At 71.3% G+C, this 19,858-nt stretch carries 15 protein-coding genes; 8 read left to right on the forward strand and 7 right to left on the reverse strand.

What is annotated here, in order from left to right; translation table 11 throughout:
* Nucleotides 1-33: 33 nt before the first annotated feature.
* Nucleotides 34-1,902 (forward strand): alkyl/aryl-sulfatase, encoded by a 1,869-nt coding sequence (locus tag LGI35_RS39785; protein WP_227299288.1) that lies wholly within the window; start codon nt 34-36, stop codon nt 1,900-1,902.
* Nucleotides 1,903-2,022: 120 nt separating this feature from the next.
* On the opposite strand, the gene LGI35_RS39790 is transcribed toward LGI35_RS39785, so the two are convergent.
* From LGI35_RS39790 to LGI35_RS39810, 5 genes are all read right to left on the reverse strand, one after another.
* Complete coding sequence (locus LGI35_RS39790) at nt 2,023-3,729, reverse strand: class I adenylate-forming enzyme family protein (protein WP_227299289.1); 1,707 nt, start codon at nt 3,727-3,729, stop codon at nt 2,023-2,025.
* A gap of 119 nt (nt 3,730-3,848) precedes the next feature.
* Nucleotides 3,849-4,613 (reverse strand): crotonase/enoyl-CoA hydratase family protein, encoded by a 765-nt coding sequence (locus tag LGI35_RS39795; protein WP_227299290.1) that lies wholly within the window; start codon nt 4,611-4,613, stop codon nt 3,849-3,851.
* 42 nt (nt 4,614-4,655) lie between these two features.
* A complete protein-coding gene (locus tag LGI35_RS39800; RefSeq protein ID WP_227299291.1) occupies nt 4,656-5,546 on the reverse strand; it encodes an acyl-CoA thioesterase in 891 nt (296 codons plus the stop codon).
* Between the two features lie 21 nt (nt 5,547-5,567).
* Nucleotides 5,568-6,734: a thiolase family protein gene (locus LGI35_RS39805; RefSeq protein ID WP_227299292.1), complete on the reverse strand. Its 1,167-nt coding sequence runs from the start codon at nt 6,732-6,734 to the stop codon at nt 5,568-5,570.
* A 50-nt stretch (nt 6,735-6,784) separates the two neighbouring features.
* Nucleotides 6,785-7,942 carry an acyl-CoA dehydrogenase family protein gene (locus LGI35_RS39810; protein WP_227299293.1) on the reverse strand — a complete coding sequence of 386 codons (1,158 nt, stop codon included), beginning with the start codon at nt 7,940-7,942 and terminating at the stop codon, nt 6,785-6,787.
* Between the two features lie 268 nt (nt 7,943-8,210).
* Between LGI35_RS39810 and LGI35_RS39815 the strand changes: the two genes are divergently transcribed.
* The 3 genes from LGI35_RS39815 (at nt 8,211) to LGI35_RS39825 (ending at nt 12,127) form a co-directional block, all read left to right on the forward strand.
* Complete coding sequence (locus LGI35_RS39815; RefSeq protein ID WP_227299294.1) at nt 8,211-9,680, forward strand: aldehyde dehydrogenase; 1,470 nt, start codon at nt 8,211-8,213, stop codon at nt 9,678-9,680.
* Nucleotides 9,681-9,711: 31 nt separating this feature from the next.
* Nucleotides 9,712-10,788 carry a zinc-binding dehydrogenase gene (locus tag LGI35_RS39820; RefSeq protein WP_227299295.1) on the forward strand — a complete coding sequence of 359 codons (1,077 nt, stop codon included), beginning with the start codon at nt 9,712-9,714 and terminating at the stop codon, nt 10,786-10,788.
* Nucleotides 10,789-10,981: 193 nt separating this feature from the next.
* Nucleotides 10,982-12,127, forward strand: coding sequence for a serine hydrolase domain-containing protein (locus LGI35_RS39825; protein ID WP_227299296.1), 1,146 nt, complete (start codon nt 10,982-10,984; stop codon nt 12,125-12,127).
* 58 nt (nt 12,128-12,185) lie between these two features.
* Here the strand turns inward: LGI35_RS39825 and LGI35_RS39830 are convergent, their stop codons facing one another.
* On the reverse strand, nt 12,186-13,493 hold the full coding sequence (locus LGI35_RS39830; protein WP_227299297.1) for an MFS transporter: 1,308 nt from the start codon (nt 13,491-13,493) through the stop codon (nt 12,186-12,188).
* A gap of 169 nt (nt 13,494-13,662) precedes the next feature.
* Between LGI35_RS39830 and LGI35_RS39835 the strand changes: the two genes are divergently transcribed.
* From LGI35_RS39835 to LGI35_RS39850, 4 genes are all read left to right on the forward strand, one after another.
* Nucleotides 13,663-15,411, forward strand: coding sequence for an IlvD/Edd family dehydratase (locus tag LGI35_RS39835; protein WP_227299298.1), 1,749 nt, complete (start codon nt 13,663-13,665; stop codon nt 15,409-15,411).
* A gap of 9 nt (nt 15,412-15,420) precedes the next feature.
* Nucleotides 15,421-16,419: a dihydrodipicolinate synthase family protein gene (locus tag LGI35_RS39840; RefSeq protein ID WP_227299299.1), complete on the forward strand. Its 999-nt coding sequence runs from the start codon at nt 15,421-15,423 to the stop codon at nt 16,417-16,419.
* 112 nt (nt 16,420-16,531) lie between these two features.
* A complete protein-coding gene (locus LGI35_RS39845; RefSeq protein ID WP_227299300.1) occupies nt 16,532-17,251 on the forward strand; it encodes a FadR/GntR family transcriptional regulator in 720 nt (239 codons plus the stop codon).
* Nucleotides 17,252-17,311: 60 nt separating this feature from the next.
* Nucleotides 17,312-18,475 carry a pentapeptide repeat-containing protein gene (locus LGI35_RS39850; RefSeq protein WP_227299301.1) on the forward strand — a complete coding sequence of 388 codons (1,164 nt, stop codon included), beginning with the start codon at nt 17,312-17,314 and terminating at the stop codon, nt 18,473-18,475.
* A gap of 106 nt (nt 18,476-18,581) precedes the next feature.
* Here the strand turns inward: LGI35_RS39850 and LGI35_RS39855 are convergent, their stop codons facing one another.
* Complete coding sequence (locus LGI35_RS39855) at nt 18,582-19,547, reverse strand: TauD/TfdA dioxygenase family protein (protein ID WP_227299302.1); 966 nt, start codon at nt 19,545-19,547, stop codon at nt 18,582-18,584.
* Nucleotides 19,548-19,858 lie beyond the last annotated feature (311 nt).

Genomic DNA, 19,858 nt, shown 5'->3' on the forward strand with positions numbered 1-19,858 from the left:
CGCACCCACCAACCGCGAGGAATGAGCAGAGCCATGCCTTCCACTCCCGAACTCGACTGGGACGACACCACCGACCAGGCCAACGCCACCCGCGGCCTCATCGACAAGCTGGAACCCTGCGTCGTGTACAACGAGGCGGGCCGGGTCGTCTGGGACAACGACCGCTGGGACTTCCTGAACAAGGACGAGTGCCCCGACACCGTGCACCCGAGCCTGTGGCGGCAGAGCCGGATCAACACGGCCCAGGGCCTGTTCGAGGTCGTGCCCGGCATCTACCAGGTGCGTGGCCTCGACGTCTCCAACATGACGATCATCGAGGGTGACACCGGTGTGGTCGTCGTCGACCCGTTGACGTCGAAGGAGGTCGCCGCCGAGGCACTCGGGCTGTACACCCGCAACCGCGGTGAGCGGCACGTCAAGGCCGTGATCTACACGCACAGCCACGGCGACCACTTCGGCGGCGTGCTCGGCGTCACCACCAAGGAGGCGGTCGCGGCGGGTGACTGCGCGGTCCTCGCCCCCGACGAGTTCATGCACCACGCCGTCAGCGAGAACGTCTTCGCGGGACCGGCGATGCTGCGGCGCGCCGTTTACATGTACGGCCGTTCGCTGCCGGTCGGCGCCGACGGCTCGGTCGGCTTCGGCCTGGGACAGGCCCTGTCCACCGGCACCGTGGGACTGATCCCGCCGACGGTGTCGATCACGGGCACCGGCCAGGAGCTCGTCCTGGACGGTGTGCGGCTCGTCTTCCAGCTGACACCGGACACCGAAGCACCCTCGGAGATGAACTTCTACCTGCCGGACCGCCATGTCCTGCTCATCGCCGAGAACGTCAACCACTCCCTGCACAACGTCCTCACCCTGCGCGGCGCCCAGGTCCGCGACGCCCATGCCTGGGCGTCGTACATCACCGAGTCCATCCAGCTGTTCGACGAGGCCGAGGTTCTCATCGGCTCCCACAACTGGCCGACGTGGGGCAAGGACGAGGTGATCCGCATGCTCACCGAGCAGCGCGACGCCTATGCCTATCTCCACGACCAGACCGTCCGGCTGATGAACCAGGGCCTCACCGGACCGGAGATCGCGGAGGAGATCCAGGCCTTCCCGGGCGAACTCGGCAAGGCCTGGAGCGTGCGCGGCTACTACGGCTCCATCAGCCACAACGTGAAGGCCGTGTACCAGCGTTACATGGGCTGGTACGACGGCAACCCGGCCCACCTGTGGCAGCACCCGCCGGTCGAGCGGGCCAAGCGGTACGTCGCCGCGATCGGCGGCGCGGATGCGACCGTGGCCTCGGCCCGGGAGGCCGTCGAGAGCGGAGACCTGCGCTGGGCCGCCGAACTGCTCAATCACGTCCTGTTCGCCGAGCCGGAGCACACCACGGCCCGTGAACTGCAGATCGCCACCTACGAGCGGTCGGGCTTCGCCCAGGAGAACGGCACCTGGCGCAACATCTACCTGACCGGTGCCAAGGAGCTGCGGGAGGCCGGCCAGGAGCGGCGCAGGACCGGCGCGCCGGGCAAGGAGAGCGTCGAGATGCTCGCCGCCCTCGCCACCGGCCAGATCTTCGACTCGATGGCGGTGCGCCTCGACGGCCCGCGCGCGGCGGCCCACCGGCTCCTGCTGCGCTGGGAGTTCACCGACACCGACGAGATCTGGACCCTGCTCGTCGGCAACGGGGTCCTCACCCCGATGCGCGGCGACGCGCCCCGCGCGGAGGCCCCGCAGCTCACCCTGCGCCTGGAACGCACCACGCTCGACCGGATCCTGGCCCAGCACACATCCTTCCCCGAGGCGATCGGGTCCGGTGCCGTGACCGTGGAAGGCGACATCGCCGTGCTCGCCACCTTCCACAGCCTCCTCGAGAAGCCCCGCCGGAACTTCCCGATCGTCCTGCCGTAACGACCGCTCACAGCACCGGGGCCCGCACACGCGGGCCCCGGTTTTCCGTTCGGCTGAAACCGGGGAGGGGCCGGGTGGAGTACCACTCCACCCGGCCCCTCCGCGCTGTCCGGACCCGTGTCAGGAACCAGCCGCCCGCCTGCGCAGCTCCGTCTTGAGGATCTTGCCCGTCGCCGAGAGCGGCAGCTCGTCGACGATCACCACGTCACGGATCCGCTGGTACGGGGCGACGCGCTCCGCGACGTACGCCATCAGCTCGCCGGCGGTGGCCGCCGAATCCGCGCCGCCCGCTTGGGACTTGAGGGAGACGAACGCGATCGGGATCTCGCCGTGCTCGGGGTGCGGCCGGCCCACGACCGACGCCTGGGCGACCGCCGGATGCTCGCGCAGGATGTTCTCCAGCGGGCCGGGATACACGTTGTAGCCCTTGTAGATCAGCATGTCCTTGGCCCGGCCCACCAGTGACAGCCAGCCCTGCTCGTCGTACGTCCCGAGGTCGCCGGTGCGCAGCCAGCCGTCGACGTACTGGCCCGCGGTGAGTTCCGGGTGGCCGAGGTAGCCGGCCGTGATCTGCGGGCCACGGACCCAGACCTCTCCCTTCTCGCCCCGGGCCATGGGGGTGACGCCGTCCATGTCGCGGATCTCGATCTCGGTGTCGAACAGGGCGAGGCCGGTGCTCCCTGCGGGACGGGGCATCGCACTGTCGAGCGGGCTGATGGAGACACCCATGGTGGCCTCCGTAAGTCCGTACCCGTCGCTGATGTCGGCGCGCGGGAAGACCTCCGCGAGCTCCGCGGTCGCTGCCGGATTGATGGGGGCCGAGCCGCTGCTGACCAGGCGGACGCACGACAGGTCGCGCTCGCGCACACCGGGCACCGCGAGGAGGGCGTGGCACAGGGCCGGGGAGCCTCCGACGGTGTGCACGCCGAGGCGTTCGATGGTGTCCAGGTAGCGGACCGGGTCGAAACGGCCGAAGACCACCGTCGTGACCCCGGACGCGGCGAACACGCTCTGGCTGACCATGCCCATGCCGTGGAAGAGCGGGGCGATGGAGATGCCGGTGGCGGCGCCGATCGGGACGTGGTGCTCGGTCCGCGCCTCTTCCACGTGGCGCAGTGTGATGCGGCCCTGCTCGTCGGCGGAGGGGAGGGAGGCGCTGCGCCAGCACGCCACCTGGAGCACGTTCACGATGAGATTGCGGTGCAGGACCATGACGGCCTTCGGCACGCCCGTGGTCCCGCCGGTGAAGGCGAGGTGCGCGATCGCGTCCCCCGCCACCGGGGTCGGGGGCGCCACCTCGGCCTTCAGCAGGTCGTCGAAGGCGACCGTGGGGACCGGGAAGGCGACGGGGTCCCCGTCACCGGCCGGCGCGGGGGCGGCGGCCGTCGGCGGGGCGACGGACACGAGGCGGACGGTTTCCGAGCCGGTGATCCCCTCGGCCAACCGGGCGGCGACGGACGGGTGGGTGAAGACGGCGACCGTGGCCGAGTCGTCGAGCTGGCGGCGCAGTGCGACGGGGGGCTGGGTCGGGTTGACCGGTACCACGGACGCCCCGGCGAACAGGGTGCCGTAGTAGGCGACCGTGAACCAGATCGAGTTGGGCATGTGGACGGCCACCGCGTCACCCGGCGCGATGCCCTGGTCGCGCAGCCCCTGGGCGACGCGCAGGGAAGCCTCGTACAGCTCGGCGTACGAGAGGTGTTCGTCGCCGTCGATCAGCGCGGCGCGGTCGGGGTAGGCATGGGCGGAACCGGAGAGCAGGTCCGCGATCGTGCCGCCGGGGTAGTCGAGGGTACGGGGCATCCCCGTGGGCCAGGTGGTGGTCATGGCGGAACTCCTTCGTCCAGTCATGCCCGAGCGCGTTGCCTCGGGACTGTAGCTGTGGATCACCCCGGTGCCGTGGCGCTCGACGACGCGTCACACCGGGTGGGGCGGCGGGGACGCCGTCAGCGGCTTCCCCAGACGGGAGCCCGCTTCTCGGCGAACGCCCGCGCGCCCTCCTTGGCGTCCGCCGATGCGAAGACCGGGGCGCAGGCAGCGGTGTTGCGCTCCCATGTCTCGTCCGCCGTCCAGTCGGCCGACTCGACGACGATCTGCTTGCTGGCCCGCACGGCGAGCGGACCGTTCGCCGCGATCTCTTTCGCGAGCGCGAGAGCACCCGTCAACGCCACGCCCTGCGCGGTCAGTTCGTTGACCAGGCCGAGGCCGTGGGCGCGCTCGGCGTCGAGGAACGCGCCGGTGAGCGAGTACTGCATCGCGATGTTGTACGGGATCTTGCGGGGCAGGCGCACCAGTCCGCCCCCGGCCGCGATGAGGCCGCGCCTGGTCTCCGGGAGGCCGAACTTCGCGGTCCGGGCGGCGACGACCATGTCGCAGGCCAGGGCGAGTTCCGTGCCGCCGCCGAGCGCGTACCCCTCGACCGCCGCGATCAGGGGCTTGGCGGGCGGGGTCTCGGTGATGCCGCAGAAGCCGCGGCCGGGGATCCCGGAACGCTCGCCCGCGGCAAGGGCCTTGAGGTCGGCGCCGGCACAGAAGGTGCCGCCGGCCCCCGTGATGACACCGACGGCGAGGTCGTCGCGGGCGTCGAGCTCGTCGATCGCCGCGGCGACGGCGTCGGCCACGGCCCGGTTCACGGCGTTACGGGCTTCGGGACGGTTGATCGTCACGACGGCGACACCGTCGGCGAACGAGGTGAGGACCAGATCGGACATGTGGGTTCCTTCGGTGAGACGTTGAGCTGGGGTGGCAGAGGGTCAGCGCGCCGGGCGCACCACGGTTTCCTGCACCACGTGGGCGATGAGATCGCCGTCGTGGCTCCACACGTCCGCGAAGGCGAGGCCGCGGCCGTCACCCGCGGTGGGACTGCGCTGGGCGAACAGCATCCACGCGTCGGCGCGGAACGGCCGGTGGAACCAGACGGCGTGGTCGAGCGAGGTGAGGAACATCGACGGCGGCTCGTCGCGCAGTATCCGGGGCAGTTCGGTCGACAGGACGGTTGCCGGGGCCAGGAACAGGTCGGAGGCGTACGCGAGCGCGCAGGCGTGCAACATCGGGTCGTCGGGCAGCGGTTCGACAGCGCGCATCCAGAGCTTCTGCTCCGTGAGACCGGGCCTCGGCGCGTCGGGCCCGGGGACGTAGCGCATCTCTAGGACGCGGCGGAACTCGGCCTGTGCGCAGTCCTCAGGGTTGTTCCGCGACCAGATCTCGTAGAGGTCGGGCAGCGACCCGGGGCCGGGGGTGTCCGGCATCGTGGTCTGGCGGTCCTCGGCCGGCTCCCGCTTCTTGAACGAGGCGGAAAGGGTGAAGACGATCTCACCGCCCTGCACGGCGGTGACCCGGCGCGACAGGTAGGACGATCCGTCCCGGACCCGCTCCACCGTGTAGACGAGGGGGCATGTGGTGTCTCCCGCGCGCAGGAAGTACCCGTGGAGCGAGTGCACGGCCCGGTCGTCGGGCACGGTCCGGCCCGCGGCCGTGAGGGCCTGGGCCGCGACCTGTCCGCCGAAGGCACGCAGCGGGATGCCGGCGTGGCACCAGCCGCGGAACAGGTCGCGGTCCAGCTGCTCCAGGTTCAGGAAGCCACCGAAGTCGCCGGCCCGGCCCCGTCCCGTCGGGTTGTCCAGCGGTGTGGATGTCGGGGGCATGGCAGACATCGCGGGCCGTCCTCAGAGGAGTTCGAGGATGGTGGCGTTGGCCATGCCGCCGCCCTCGCACATGGACTGGAGGCCATAGCGGATGCCGTTGTCGCGCATGTGGTGGACGAGGGTGGTCATGATGCGGGCGCCGGAGCCGCCGATGGGGTGGCCGATGGCCATCGCGCCGCCGAGCGGGTTCATGCGCTCGTAGTCGGCGCCGGTCTCGCGCAGCCAGGCGAGGGAGACAGAGGCGAAGGCCTCGTTGATCTCGAAGGCGCCGATGTCGTCCATCGACAGGCCGGCCTTCTTGAGTGCCTTGGCGGTGGCGGGGATCGGGCCCTTGAGCATGGTGACCGGGTCGGTGCCCGCGACCACGGCGGTGTGGATCCGCGCCATAGGGGTCCAGCCCTGCGCTCTGGCGAACTCGCCGGTCGTGACGAGGAGCGCACCGGTGCCGTCGGAGACCTGCGAGGCGTTGCCCGCGGTGATGGTGCCGTCCTCCTTGAAGGCGGGCTCGAGGCCGGCGAGCTTGTCGAGGGTGGAGCCGCGGCGGATGCCCTCGTCGGTGTCGAAGACGCGGGTGGTGCCGTCCTCGTCGGTGACGGTGATCGGGGCGATCTGGCCCTTGAAGCGCCCTTCGTCGACGGCCTGGGCGGCCCGCGCGTGGGAGTCGAGGCCGTGCTGGTCCATCTCGGTGCGGGTGATGCCGTACTCGTCGGCGATCATCTGGGCGCCCATGCCCTGGTTGAAGCGGATGCCGTCATAGCGGTCGAAGACATCGGGGCCGAAGGGCTCGCCGAACGAGCCGTCGCCGCGCGTGGTGCCGAGCGGCAGCCGGCTCATGATCTCGACACCGCCTGCCACGGCCACGTCGTACTGGCCGGAGATCACTCCGGCCGCGGCCTGGTGCACGGCCTGCTGCGAGGAGCCGCACTGGCGGTCGACGGTGACCGCGGGGACGGACTCGGGCCAGCCCGCGGCAAGGACGGCGGCGCGGCCGACGCACCCGGCCTGCATGCCGACCGCCGAGGCGCAGCCCCAGATCACGTCGTCGACGAGGGCCGGGCCGAATCCGACGCGCTCGACCAGGGCGTTCAGCACGTGGGCGGAGAGCGAGGCGGAGTGCAGCCGCGAGAGCGAGCCGCCGCGCCTGCCGACGGGGGTGCGGACGGCGTCGACGATCACTGCGTCGCGCATGGGGTCCTCCTGAGGGGGCCTGAGGGAGAGAGGGGGGACGAGCGCGGGCTTCAGAGCCCGAGGTCCTTGGCGATGATCGTCTTCATGACCTCGCTGGTCCCGGCGTAGATCCGGTTGACGCGGGTGTCCGCGTAGAGGCGCGCGATCGGGTATTCGAGCATGTAGCCGTAACCGCCGTGCAATTGGAGGCACTTGTCGATGACGCGGCCCGCCACCTCGGTGCAGAAGAGCTTGGCCCTGGCCGCGTCGGCCGGCGTCAGCTCACCCGCCGCGTGCTCCTCCAGGGCGCGGTCCACGAGGGACTGGGCGGCTGCGACCTCGGTGGCGCACTCGGCGAGGACGAACTTGGTGTTCTGGAAGGCGGCGACCGGCTTCCCGAAGACCTGGCGCCCGCTCACGTACTCCTGGGCGAGGCCGATCGCGCCGGCGGCGTTGGCGTAGGCGCCGATGGCGGCGGCGAGGCGCTCCACCGCGAGGTTGTGGGTGAGGTAGGTGAAGGCCGCGCCCTCCTCGCCGAGCAGGTCGGCGACCGGCACCTTGACGTCGGTGAAGGACAGTTCGGCGGTGTCCTGCGCGCGCAGACCGATCTTGTCGAGCTCGCGGCCGACGGCGAACCCCTCGGACGTGGTGTCCACGCACAGGATCGAGAGTCCCCCGCGGCGGTCGGCGGGGTCGTAGGCGGAGGTCCGGCAGACGACCAGGATCAGGTCGGCCTGCGCGCCGCCGGTGATGAACGTCTTGGCGCCGTTGAGGACGTAGTGCGTGCCGTCGTCGGAGAGCCGGGCGCGCGTGGCGATGCCGGCGAGGTCGGAGCCCGTGCCGGGCTCCGTCATCGCGATCGCGGTCATGGTCTCGCCGGACAGGAAGCCGGGGAGCCAGCGCTTCTTCTGCGCCTCGCTGCCGAATTCCAGGAGGTAGGGCAGGACGAGGCAGGTGTGCACGGACTCCGCGCCGAACCCGACGCCCGCCCGCCCGCACTCCTCGCGGATCACGGTCTGGTACGTGAAGTCGGTGACGCCCGCGCCGCCGTACTCCTCCGGCACGTTGATGCCGAAGACGCCGAGGTCTCCGAGCTTGCGGTACAGCTCGCGCGGCACGTGGCCCTGCCGCTCCCAGTCCGCGTAGTGGGGGACGACCTGCTCGGCGACGAAATCGCGGACGGTCGCCCGGAATGCCTCGTGGTCCTTGGTGAACACCCTGCGACGCACGGTCACGGCTCCTTCCTCACATGCACGGCACGCTCGCCGAGCCATGCCTAAGTTAATCCGCAATAACCACCGTGTCCAGAGCTTCGATGTAGTTCGCAACTATGGACGTGGCCGTTAGTGTGGATTAACTTACTTGCCGTAGGGCCTGTTATTCATGCCCTTCTGGCACGCGCATGACTCAGAGAAAATTCACTTCTGTGGCTCTCCGGGACGTCTCACGGCCCGGTCCTGAACCCCCGGCATGCGCAACGAAGCGAGGACCAAGCACATGACCGACAGCAACGCCGTCGTGGAACACCGCACCCTCTTCATCGGCGGCCGGTGGGTCGAGCCGGCCGGCCGCGACACCATCGAGGTGATCTCGCCGGTGACCGAGCGCGTCGTCGGCCGCGTGCCCCACGCGACACCCGAGGACGTGGATCTCGCGGTCGCCGCGGCGCGCGAGGCGTTCGACCACGGCCCCTGGCCGCGCATGACGCTTGCCGAGCGCATCGAGGTCGTCACCCGCATCAAGGACGCCCTCGCGGCCCGTCACCAGGAACTGGCCGAGCTGGTCACCCTGCAGAACGGCTCGCCCATGCTGTTCTCGGTGCGCGGCCAGGCCTTGTCCGCCGTCGGCACCTTCGGTGTCACCATCGCGGCCGCCGGGCGCTTCCAGGAGGAGGAGGCGCGTCAGGGCACCGGCGGACCCGTCCTCGTACGCCGGGAACCCGTCGGCGTCATCGCCGCGATCACCCCGTGGAACGTGCCCCAGATGACCATCGCGGGCAAGCTCGCCCCGGCCCTGCTCGCGGGCTGCACGGTCGTCCTCAAGCCGTCGCCGGAGACCCCGCTGGACGCCCTGTGGCTGGCGCAGGTGTGCGCCGACGCGGGTCTTCCCGAGGGCGTGCTGAGCGTGCTGCCAGCCGATCGTGAGACCAGCTCCTACCTGGTGGCCCACCCGGGCATCGACAAGGTCGCCTTCACCGGCTCGGTCGGCGCCGGCAAGGCGATCGCGGCCGCCGCCGCCCGCAACCTCACCCGGGTCTCCCTCGAACTGGGCGGCAAGTCCGCCGCGATCCTGCTCGACGACGCGGACCTCGCCGTCGCCGTGCCCGCGATCGTGGGCGGCACCTGCGCCGCGAACAGCGGCCAGGCGTGCGTCGCCCTGACCCGCGTCCTCGTACCGGCCGCCCGCTACGACGAGGTCGCCGCCGTCCTCACCCGCGCCTTCGCCTCGCTCAAGGTCGGCGACCCGTCCGACCCGGACACCGTGGTCGGCCCGATGGTGACCAGGAAGCAGCAGGAGCGGAACCTCGACTACATCCGCATCGGCCAGGAGGAGGGCGCCAAGGTCCTCACCGGCGGTGGAGTTCCCTCGGGCCTGACCACCGGCTGGTACGTCGAGCCGACCCTGTTCGGCGACGTCACCAACGCGATGCGGATCGCCCGCGAGGAGATCTTCGGCCCGGTCGTGTGCCTGATCCGCTACGAGACCGAGGACGAGGCGGTCGCCCTCGCCAACGACTCCGAATTCGGCCTGTCCGGCGCCGTGTTCGGCGCCGACGAGGAGCGCGCCACGCAGATCGCCCGCCAGGTGCGCACGGGCACCGTCACCGTCAACGGCTTCCGCCTCGACCTGGCCGCCCCGTTCGGCGGCTACAAGAACTCCGGCATCGGCCGCGAGTTCGGCCCCGAGGGCCTCGCGGCCTACTTCGAGTACAAGACCGTCAACCTGCCGGCTCCGGCCAAGGCCTGAGCGACCCCACGACCACGAGGAGACGAACACCGTGCACGCAGCGATCCTGCACAGGACCGGCGACGACAGCCTGGACGTGAGGGACGTCGAGACCGTGTCCTTCGGCCCCGGCCGCGTCCGCGTCAAGATGCACAAGGCCGGCCTGTGTCACTCCGACCTGTCGGCCATGAGCGGCGTGCTTCAGCACCCCGCGCCGTTCATCCCCGGCCACGAGGGCGCGGGCGAGGTGGCCGAGGTCGGCGAGGGCGTCACGCACGTCAAGCCCGGCGACCGCGTCATCGTCTGCTGGATGCCCCCGTGCGACAGGTGCCCCTCCTGCAAGGCGGGCGAGGGCCACATGTGCCGCAGCGGCTACCGCAACCTCGGCAACCCCAACTTCAAGGACGGCGAGACGGTCGTCCCCGGCATGCTCGGCGCCGGCACGTTCGCCGAGGAGACGGTCATCGCGGCGTACGCGGCGATCCCGATCCCCGACGACGTGCCCTACGAGATCGCCGCTCTGATCGGCTGCGGCGTCACCACCGGCGTGGGCGCCGCCCTCAACACGGCCAAGGTGAAGCCGGGTTCGTCGGTCGTCGTGATCGGTGTCGGCGGCGTCGGCATCAGCATCCTCCAGGGCGCCAAAGTCGCGGGCGCCGCGCGGATCATCGCCGTCGACCCCACCGCCGGCCGCCGCGAGACGGCCATGAAATTCGGCGCCACCGACGCCGTCACCCCCGAGGACCTGGCAGAGACCGTCAAGAGCCTCACCGGCGGCTTCGGCGTCGACTACGCCTTCGAGGCCGTCGGCAAGGCAGCCACGCTGCGCGCCGCGTACGACGCGACCCGCCTCGGCGGCACGGTCTGCCTGGTCGGCGCCGGCTCCCGCACGGAGGCCACCGACATCAGCATGGGCGAACTCGTCATGAACGAGAAGGCGATCCTCCCTTCCTTCTACGGAGGCGACGACATCCGCCGCACCTACGCCACGATCATCGACCTGTGGCGCGCGGGCCGGATCGACCTCGACTCGATGATCACGCACCACGTCCCGCTCACCGACATCAACGAGGCGATCCGCCAGATGCACACAGGCGAGGCGCTGCGCACGATCATCGACATCGCGTGACGCACCACGAGGTGCCGGGGCGCCCAGCGGCTGCGGCCCCGGCACTTTGCCGCGCCCTGCGCCGTGCGCACGCCCGAAAATCATTCGAGCCCTGTGGCGCACCCCCCGTAGGGTGATCGTTTCGACGACCGCGGGGTGTGCGGGCCGCTTCGTCCGGATGCCCCGCGTCACGATCACGCGGAGGACGGACACGATGGAGCAGTACCACGGTGGGGCCGACGAACGGTTCGGGGCCGTCGCCGACGTGTTCGCGCGGAACTTCGCGGAGTTCCCCGAACTCGGCGCCGCCGTCACGGTGTTCGTCGAGGGACGCAAGGTCGTCGACCTGTGGGGAGGTGTCGCGGACGAGCGGACCGGGCGTGCCTGGGAGCAGGACACCATCGTCCCCGTCTTCTCCGTGGCCAAGGCTCTGGTGGGCGTCAGCGCGCATCTCCTCGCCCAGGAGGGGCGGCTCGACCTCGACGCGCCGGTCAGCCGGTACTGGCCCGAGTTCGCACAGCACGGCAAGGAGACCATCACCACGCGCATGGTGCTCGGGCACCGGGCGGGAGTCCCCGCCCTCGACCCGGTGCTGTCCTTCGAGGAGATCGCCGGATGGTCGCCGGTGATCCGCGCGATCGAGGAGCAGAAACCGCTGTGGGAGCCCGGCACCGCGTACGAGTACCACGGCCATGTCCTCGGCTTCCTCGTCGGCGAGGTGATCCGGCGGATCACGGGCCTCACCCCGGGCGCGTACTTCCGCCGTGCGGTCGGTGACCCGCTCGGGCTGCGGGCCTGGATCGGCCTGCCCGCCGACGAGTCGGGACGCGTGGCCCGGCTCGCCGAGGCCGAGGGGCGCCCCGGTATGCCCGGGCCCGAGCATCTGCTCACGCGCATCGTGACGATGAACGGCGCGCTGGCCTTCCCGGGCCTCGACGAGCCGCACGGCTGGAACGACCCCGAGCTGCACGCCATGGAGCTCCCCGGGGCCGGCGCCGTCGCCTCCGCGAGCGGCCTCGCCGGGCTCTACGCGGCCGCCGTCACCGGGATCGGGGGCCGCGAACGGATGCTCACGGCGGACACCGTGACCGACGCGCTGCGCGAGCTGTCCTCCGGCGAGGGCTGGCTCGGCTTCGACGCCGGGGCGCGCTGGGGCTCGGGCTTCCTGCTCGACTCGCCGTCCTTCCGCCCGATGCTCGGAGCCCGCAGCTTCGGGAACGACGGCGCCGGAGGCCAGTTCGCCTTCGGCGACGACGCGTTCGGGGTCGGCTTCGCCTATGTGGCCAACCGCATGATCGGCCACGGCGACGCCCGCGCCGACCGCCTGATCGCGGCTGTGCGCGAGTGCCTCGGCGCGTGACGCCGTCGCGGTGGGGGCGTTCCGTCGTCCCCACCGCGTCCCGTCGCCCTCACCGCGTTCAGACCTTCGTACGGCCCTGAGCCGTGGCCGACGTGTCGGGCGCGTGGGCGACCACGGGCCCGCCCTCGACGAGCCGCCGGATCCCCGGCGTGGCGACCGCCGCGACGACCATGGCGGCGACCAGGAACCACAGGCCGCCCACAGCCGACCCCGTGCGGTCGACGACCACGCCGATTCCCATGGGCCCGAATCCGCCGCCCAGATTGCCCACGGCGTTGATCACCGCGATGCCGGAAGCCGCCTGAATTCCCGTCAGGAAGCGTGAGGGAAGCGACCACAGCACCGGCTGCCCCGCGAAGATGCACATCGCGGCCAGGCTGATGAAGGCCATCTGCAGCACATGGTTGCCGGTCAGCGCGCTGGCCGCGAGGCCGAGCGCGCCGAGGGCGGCGGTGCCCGCGATCCACGGGTAGCGGGTACCGCTGCGGTCCGCGAGCTTCGGCACGACGTACAGGCCGATGGCCACGAAGACGTACGGGACGGCGGTGATGAAGCCGGTGGCCGTCGAGGAGAGGCCGCCGAAGCCGTCGACGATCGTCGGCAGCCAGAAGCTCAGGCCGTAGGCGCCCAGCGGGAAGCACAGATAGAAGAGCGACAGCAGGACCACGCGCTTGTCGCGCAGCGCGCGCAGTGGACTGCCGTGTCCGCCCTCGCCCAACGCGTCTGCCTCGGCAGCGAGTTCACCGGCGATCCAGGCCCGCTCCTCGGCCGCGAGCCAGCGCACACCGGCGGGACCGTCGGGCAGGAGCCGCAGGGTGACGAAGCCGAGCACGATGGCCGGCACCCCCGTCGCGATGAAGATCCACTGCCAGCCTTCGAGCCCGAACGTGCCGTCGAGGTCGTCGAGCGCGCCCATCACCGGGTTGCCGATGATGAAGGCGAGCGGCGCGGACATCATGAACCAGCCGGTCATGCGCGCCCGGTAGCGGTACGGGTACCACTTGGTGAGGTAGTAGAGGACTCCCGGGTAGAAGCCGGCCTCGGCGACGCCGAGCAGGAAGCGCGCGGCGTAGAACTGCCAGTCGTCGGTGACCAGCGCCGTCAGTACGGTCACCACGCCCCAGCTGAGCATGATGCGGGTGAACCAGCGGCGCGCGCCGAAGCGGTCGAGGTAGACGTTGCTGGGCACCTCGAAGATCGCGTACGCGATGAAGAACGCGACCTGGCCGAAGGTGAACGCGGCGTTCGACAGGCCGAGTTGATCCTGGAGCGTCAGCTTGGCGAAGCCGACGTTCGACCGGTCTATGTACGCCACCAGATACAGCAGGACCAGGAACGGCATCAGCCGCCGGGTCACCGCTTTCATGACTGTCGATTCCACGGTTCTCCCACGTCGTTCGTGCCGGATCCGCGTCGATCCTCTGGACACGCCGGGACCGTATCGTGATTTGATAGCACCATTGAAGGGGTGTGTCGGACACGGCTTGATCACGGCCGCGGTCACGGCCCCCGGCATCGCACCGGAAGGACCACACATGGCCGCGCTCGAACCCACGCCCACCGACAGCCGGGCGCCGCTGCGCTCCCGCGCCTGGTTCGGCGACGGCGGCAAGAACGGCTTCATCTCCCGCCACCATCTGCGCGCGATGGGCCGCGGCGGTCACAACTTCGACGGCCGCCCGGTCATCGGCATCTGCAACACCTTCTCCGAACTGACGCCCTGCAACGGCCACCTCCAGCTCATCGCGGACGCCGTGAAGCGCGGCGTCCTCCAGGCCGGCGGCTTCCCCCTCGAATTCCCCGCCATGTCCCTGGGCGAGCCGTTCCTGCGCCCCACCTCGATGCTCTACCGCAACCTCGCCGCGATGGAGATCGAGGAACAGATACGGGCCAACCCCCTGGACGCCGTCGTCCTGCTCACCGGCTGCGACAAGACCACCCCCGCCGCCCTCATGGGCGCCGCGAGCGCGGGCGTCCCCGCGATCGTCTTCACCGGCGGCCCGATGCTCAACGGGCGCTTCCAGGGCCGCAACGTCGGCTCCGGCACGGACATCTGGCGCATGACCGAGGAACTGCGGGCCGGGACCATCACCCAGGAGGAGTTCACCGAGTTCGAGAGCTCCCTCAACCGCAGCGCCGGGCACTGCATGACGATGGGCACCGCCTCCACCATGGCGTGCCTGACCGAGGCCCTCGGCATGATGCTCCCCGGCGGCTCGGGCCTGCCCGCGGTCGACGCACGCCGCGGCACCCTCGCCGAGGAGACCGGCGCCCGCGCCGTCGCACTGGCCGGCAGCGACCTCACCCCGGGACGCATCATGACGCGCGCCGCCTTCGAGAACGCCGTCCGGATCAACGCGGCCATCGGCGGCTCCACCAACGCCGTCGTCCACCTCCTCGCCATCGCGGGCCGCCTCGGCGTGCCGCTCGCCCTCGACGACTTCGACCGGCTCGGCGCCGAACTCCCGCTGCTCATCGACCTGATGCCGTCGGGGCGCTTCCTCATGGAGGAGTTCGCGTACGCCGGCGGACTGCCCGCACTCGTCAACGACCTGCGCGACCGGCTCCACCGTGACACGGTCACCGTCACCGGACGCGGCCTCGTCGACAACTGCGAGGGAGCGCAGGTCCACGACCGCGAGGTGATCCGCCCCATCGACCGCCCGGTGCAGCCCGCCGGCACCGGCACCGCCGTCCTGCGCGGCAACCTCGCCCCGAACGGAGCCGTCATCAAGCAGTCGGCCGCCGACCCGAAACTGCTCAGCCACACCGGGCCCGCGCTCGTCTTCGACTCGTTGGAGGACTACCTCGCCGTCGCCGAGGACCCCGACCTGGACGTCACCGCCGACACCGTCCTCGTCGTCCGCAACACCGGCCCCAAGGGCTACCCCGGTATGCCCGAGGTCGGCAACCTCCAGCTCCCCAAGAAGCTCCTGGACGCCGGGGTGCGCGACATGGTCCGCATCTCCGACGCCCGCATGTCCGGCACCGCCTTCGGCACCTGCGTCCTGCACGTCGCGCCCGAGGCGGCGGTCGGCGGCCCGCTGGCCCTCGTCCGCACGGGGGACGACGTACGCCTCGACGTGCCCGCGCGACGCCTCGACGTCCTGGTCGAGGACGCCGAGCTGGAGCGGCGCCGCATCGAGTGGCAGCCGCCGGCGCCGCCCGCCGACCGCGGCTGGACCTACCTCTACACCCAGCACGTCACCCAGGCCGACACCGGCGTGGACCTCGACTTCCTGGTCGGCGCCAGCGACTCCGCCCCGCCCCGCCAGGCGTTCTGAGGACCCGTCATGAATGCTGAAAAGGCCGAGAAGTTGATGAAAGACACAAGGAAGTCGGCGAAGGACTCCAGGAATTCGACGAAGGACGTCGACTCCCTCGTTCGCGGTGTCTCGCCCGTACTCGAAGTCCCCTTCCGCGACGACGGCGCGCTCGACCCCGACGGCTTCGCCACGGTCGTCGACCGCGTCCTCGCCACCGGCGTCGGCTCCGTGATGTTCCCGGGCTTCGCGAGCGAGTTCCACAAGCTCGACGCGGGAGAGCGGGACCTGCTCACCGGTCTGCTTCTGGAGCGCACCCGCGACCGGGCGGACGCCGCCGCGATCGTGTCCGTCCCCGACCACGCCACCCGGCACGCCGTCGCCCAGGCCGTCCGCGCCGCCGAGCGCGGGGCCGACGCGGTCAACGTCCTGCCGCCGCACTTCCTCGGCCCCTCACGGGACGCGGTACTCACCCACGTACGGTCGGTGCTCGCCGCCGTGGACCCGCTGCCCGTCGTCGTCCAGTACGCCCCCGCCCAGACAGGCACCGCACTGGACGCACCCACCCTGCACACCCTCGCCGCGGAACACCCCAACCTCCGCTGGGTGAAAGTCGAGTCGGCCCCGCCCGGACGCCTCATCGCGGCGCTGGCCCAGGGAGAGCGCCCGCTGCCCGCCCTCGTCGGATACGCCGGACTCCAGTTCCCCGACGCCCTGCGCCGCGGCGCGGTCGGCGTCCAACCGGGCTGCTCCTTCGCGGAGTTGTACGTGGAACTGTGGCGCCGCTGGGAGCGCGGCGACGAGACCGGCGCCGTCGCCCTTCACACCCGTATGACGCCCTACCTCTCCTACTGGATGCAGGGCGTCGAGCTGATCGTCGCGGCGGAGAAGGAGATCTCCGTGCGGCGCGGCTGGTTCGGCTCCGCGCACTGCCGGGCACCCGGGCACAGCCTGGACAGCGAGGAGATCGCCATGATCGACCGGTTCTGTGCCGAGTTCGCCGAAATGGTGCCTGAGCTGCTGCGATGATGCTGCCGGCACGTCACACCCGGTGCTCCGATTCCCATCGGAGATGTGACAATCGACAACGCACCGGACGGGATCACCGGCACGCGATGCACACGACGACACAGGGAGTGGCGTGGAACTTCAGGGCCTGCACGGGCAGGTGGTCGACCGGATCGGCCTGTCCCTCGCGGCGGACGAGATCCGCGCCGGGGAGGTCCTGCGCCTGGAGGACGTCCAGGAGCGGTACGGCGTCTCGCGCACGGTCGCGCGCGAGGCCGTCCGAGTGCTCGAGTCCAAGCGGGCGGTGACCAGCCGCCCGCGCATCGGCATCACGGTCCGCCCGATGCCCGAGTGGAACCTCTACGACCCCCAGGTCATCCGCTGGCGCCTCGCCTCGCCCCGGCGCGAGGTCCAGCTGCGCGAACTGGCCGAGCTGCGCGCCGCGGTGGAGCCCTCCGCGGCGGCCCTCGCCGCGGCCGGCGGTGACGCGGAGGCCCGGCAGGCGCTGTCGGAGCACGCCCGCGCCATGGCGAGCGCGGCCCGGGCCGGTGACAGCGCCGGCTTCGTCGAGGCGGATGCGGCCTTCCACCGAGCGCTGCTCGGCGCGTCGGGCAACGGCATGTTCGCCCAGCTCGCGGAGGTGACGGAGGAACTCCTGGTGGCCCGCCGCGAGCTGTCCCTGATGCCGCACGACATCGACATGGCGGCAGTGCGCCGCCACCAGGAGGTGGCCGAAGCGGTGGCCGCGGGCCGCTCGGCCGAAGCGGCGCAGGCAGTGACGGCCATCGTCAACGCCGCCCACAGCGAGGTCGAGGACCTGCTGGCGGGCGGATCCTGCGGGTACGGGGTCTGAGGCGGAGGCACGACCAGTCCCCTTGATCGCTTACTGGGCGGCGCCTAGGCTCTGATGCCCATGGGGACGGGGGAACAGGGCAACGGGCGGCAGGCGTGGCTCGACCGGTTGATCAGCCGTCGCGGAGCCGTGGCGCTGCTGGCCGGGGCGGCGGGGCTGGTCGTTCTGGGTGCGGTGTTCGTCGTGCTGCCGGGGGTGGTGGTCGGCCACGATCTCGCCGGGGCGAGCGTCGCCGCGCAGGACCGCCTGAAGGCGGTGAACGACGTCCGTACGGCGCTTCTGCAGGCGGTCGGCGGTCTCGTCGTACTCTTCGGCGCCTACGCGACATGGCGGCAACTGCGGGTGAGTCAGGACGGTTTGCGTGCCACCCAGGAGGGCTACGTCACCGACCGGTTCAGCCGGGCGGTCGACCAGCTCGGCAGCGACAAGCTGGACGTGCGCATCGGTGGGCTGCACGCGCTGTGGCGGATCGCGGAGCAGTCGGCTCGCGATCGCGAGGCCGTCATCTCCATCCAGGCCGCGTATCTGCGTACGCACCTGCCCTGGCCGCTCACCGGTCCGGAATCGCCGGCGGCGGACATACCCATCAACGACATCACACCCCTGGAGACCCGTGCAGCCGACGCCCAGGTGGCGCTGACCGCACTCGGCGTCCTGTGTCAGCACCGGGAGCAGTCCTGGGTCAATCTCAGCAGCACCGACCTACGACGGGCCGACTGCGACGGACTGTGGTTCCCCGAGGTCAACCTCGACCGCGCCTGCCTGGAGGCGGCGGGCCTGTACCGCGCCAATCTGACCCAGGCGTCCCTGGTCTCGGTCAACCTGCGGCACGCCGACCTCACGACGGCGATTCTCCGCAGGGCTCGCTGCACCCTGGCCGACCTGCGGGGCGCGAAGCTGGTCCAAACCGACCTGCGTGACGCCGACTTCACCGAGACCGACCTGCGTGAGGCGAACCTGCGCAAGGCCGACGCCCGTGGCGCGGTGTTCCGCCACGCCGACCTGCGCATGGCCGACCTGCGCGGCACCGACCTGACAACCGCAGACCTCCTCGAAGCACGCCTGACCGGCGCCGTGACCAGCGAGCTGACGCGCTGGCCCGCCGGCTTCGACCGCTCGGCCGCCGGCGTCGTCGACACCGATGACCCAGGCCCCGAGCCCTCACCCCTGCTCCAGCCACCGACGATGACGTGGCCGGTGCCGCCGCTGCGGTCCATTCCGTGACTCCACGCGGCCGCGCCGGGGATCGCACCCCACGGCGTGGTGCTCACCGGCGACCGGTGAGCACCACGGGAACCCATGGTGCATGCGACCCCCGGGCCGGCAGGCCCTACGCGGCCGAGTTCCCCGAAGCGATGCCGAACGCCGGGTCCGGTACCGATTCGGGGGACAGGAGGACCGAGGAACGGCCGTCGACGCCCACGGGCACGTCACCGTCGATCGTCACCCGGCGCAGCTTGCGCTCGTGGTCGTCGGAGTCGTCCACGCCGTAGTGCTGAGTGGCGCGGTTGTCCCAGATGGCCACATCCCCCGCCCGCCACTGCCAGCGCACCGTGTTCTCGGGACGCTCGACGTGCGACTGGAACAGGTCGACGAGCGCGCGCGAGTCCCGGCCGGTCAGCCCGGCGACGCGCTGCACGAAGTTGCCGAGCAGCAGCACGCGCTCACCGGTCTCCGGGTGCACGCGGACCACCGGGTGCTCGGTGAGGAACTTGGTCGACGCGAACACCTCACGGAACCGCTCGAGCTGCTCCGGCACGGCGTCCGGGCGCAGCGCCGCGTAGTCGTAGTCGTTCGAGTGCACGGCGCGCAGGCCGTCGGCGAGCGCCCGCAGCGACTCGGGCAGATGCGCGTAGGCGGTGGCCGTGTTGGCCCACAGGGTGTTGCCGCCGTAGGGCGGCACGGTCACGGCGCGCAGGATGGAGAACGCCGGATAGGCGGGGACGAAGGTGACGTCCGTGTGCCACTGGTTGGCGCGTCCGCCGTGGTCCGAGTCGATCGGGAACGAGTAACGGCCGTCCACGGACGGCACGGTGGGGTGGGCGACCGGTGTGCCGAGGAGCCGGCCGAACGCTTCGTGACTGTCCTCGTCGAGGTGCTCCTGGCCACGGAAGAAGACGACCTTGTGACGCAGCAGTGCGGAGCGGACGGCAGCGACGGTCGCGGCCGGGAGGTCGCCGCCGAGACGTACGCCGGAGATCACGGCGCCGAGCCGGCCGCCGACCTTCTCGACCGTGATGCCGGGGTCGTCGGTGTCCTGGGCGGGGCGGGTGTCGGTGGCGGGTGCGGAGGTCATGGTGGAAGTCCTTTCGGGAGGCGCGAAGGACGCGTTCGTCGCCCGTCGCGGCCAATTGGCCTTGGAGCGGAAGTAATTGGGGCGGCAGCGCACGGCCACCACGGGCGAGGTCCGAGGGCGCAGGTGTGTCTCGGACCTGTGCGTGATGCCCGTCAGGCGTGGTGCCGCGCCGGACATGGTGTGCGTCGGACGTGGTGTGTCAGATCCAGACGTGGTGTGCGTCAGATGCGGAAGGTCGCCGGACAACGGCCCGTACACGCCACCGGCGCATCGCGCCGGGCATCGACGGGCCGTGACGTGGGAGCGGTCGT

Source organism: Streptomyces longhuiensis (genome assembly GCF_020616555.1).
Lineage (GTDB): Bacteria > Actinomycetota > Actinomycetes > Streptomycetales > Streptomycetaceae > Streptomyces > Streptomyces longhuiensis.

What these genes read in the sequence shown, in the direction of transcription:
- LGI35_RS39825 (WP_227299296.1), top strand. Translation starts at nt 10,982, where the DNA reads ATGGAGCAGTACCACGGTGGGGCCGACGAACGGTTCGGGGCCGTCGCC.
- LGI35_RS39850 (WP_227299301.1), top strand. Translation starts at nt 17,312, where the DNA reads ATGGGGACGGGGGAACAGGGCAACGGGCGGCAGGCGTGGCTCGACCGG.
- LGI35_RS39835 (WP_227299298.1), top strand. Translation starts at nt 13,663, where the DNA reads ATGGCCGCGCTCGAACCCACGCCCACCGACAGCCGGGCGCCGCTGCGC.
- LGI35_RS39785 (WP_227299288.1), top strand. Translation starts at nt 34, where the DNA reads ATGCCTTCCACTCCCGAACTCGACTGGGACGACACCACCGACCAGGCC.
- LGI35_RS39805 (WP_227299292.1), bottom strand. Translation starts at nt 6,734, where the DNA reads ATGCGCGACGCAGTGATCGTCGACGCCGTCCGCACCCCCGTCGGCAGG.
- LGI35_RS39830 (WP_227299297.1), bottom strand. Translation starts at nt 13,493, where the DNA reads ATGAAAGCGGTGACCCGGCGGCTGATGCCGTTCCTGGTCCTGCTGTAT.
- LGI35_RS39790 (WP_227299289.1), bottom strand. Translation starts at nt 3,729, where the DNA reads ATGACCACCACCTGGCCCACGGGGATGCCCCGTACCCTCGACTACCCC.
- LGI35_RS39800 (WP_227299291.1), bottom strand. Translation starts at nt 5,546, where the DNA reads ATGCCCCCGACATCCACACCGCTGGACAACCCGACGGGACGGGGCCGG.
- LGI35_RS39795 (WP_227299290.1), bottom strand. Translation starts at nt 4,613, where the DNA reads ATGTCCGATCTGGTCCTCACCTCGTTCGCCGACGGTGTCGCCGTCGTG.
- LGI35_RS39840 (WP_227299299.1), top strand. Translation starts at nt 15,421, where the DNA reads ATGAATGCTGAAAAGGCCGAGAAGTTGATGAAAGACACAAGGAAGTCG.
- LGI35_RS39815 (WP_227299294.1), top strand. Translation starts at nt 8,211, where the DNA reads ATGACCGACAGCAACGCCGTCGTGGAACACCGCACCCTCTTCATCGGC.
- LGI35_RS39855 (WP_227299302.1), bottom strand. Translation starts at nt 19,547, where the DNA reads ATGACCTCCGCACCCGCCACCGACACCCGCCCCGCCCAGGACACCGAC.